Annotated in this window: 1 protein-coding gene; it reads right to left on the bottom strand. The window is 44.2% G+C overall.

What is annotated here, in order from left to right:
• Positions 1 to 694: YuxH family protein (locus AC1DSG_RS31460; RefSeq protein ID WP_477794337.1), on the bottom strand; the 694-nt coding region annotated here is incomplete at its 3' end.
• Positions 695 to 844: the final 150 nt, after the last annotated feature.

The raw sequence follows: 844 nt of genomic DNA, 5'->3' as shown, positions 1-844 counted from the left end.
GGGAGTAATAGTCCCCCTGAAAACAATCAAACGGCAGGCTTCTAGCCAGCACGTGATTGCCTTCGTGCTCTATTCGCGCGGCAATAAACATGACTTTTTTTGTATGAGTTATTATGTTCATGTAATCATAGAGCCTATTGAGCGACTCGGGTTTAGCGCTCAATTTTTCACCCTGCTCGTTTTTTCGAAAATCCACTTTTATGTAATCACACAGGCTGGGTGTATTCTGAATTTTTGGCTCGCCCTCTAGCAGACTGAAGCTCGAAAAGGCGATTTCTACGCCGCTATCTTTTAGCAGGTAGATGTGACTGAGCAGGACTCTATCCTCTTCAGTTGTGCCGAGGGGTAGCGTGCCCCCCTCAATGCTGATTGTTAAAATTTGTCCTTGTATCTTGAGTGCGTCGCTGGCACAAATAATATAATCTATCTGTATTGTGTCTAATAAGTCACGCAAACCTACCGCTATAAAAATCCTGCTTATAGTGTCGGGCACAAAAAAAGCAGATCGCTCTGTCAGCGTTTTTTTTGCCCAATGGTTTTCGCTGAAATTCATTTCCAGGGCAGTTGCTGAAAGTGTTCTTTCTAGCGCGTCAGAACTATCAATTGCGGCACGAACCTGTATCTCGCAACCGAACGGAGTACCGTCGCGCCTGAATATAGGCTGCCTGAATAAATCAGCAGTAAAACTTTCCATATCAGCGAATATCTCGTCAACATTCCATTGTTGTTATGTTGCGGTGCGTAGATTATGTGGGTTCACGATATAACCCCCCGACACAATCGATAGCCAAAACCGCGAACATTGTGAATGTCATTAATATCATAGGTCTTTTTGATCTTGCCG

Source organism: Pseudomonas sp. P5_A12 (genome assembly GCF_056400685.1).
Note: the sequence above shows the minus strand (reverse complement) of the source record. Positions and strands in the feature narration are given on the sequence as shown.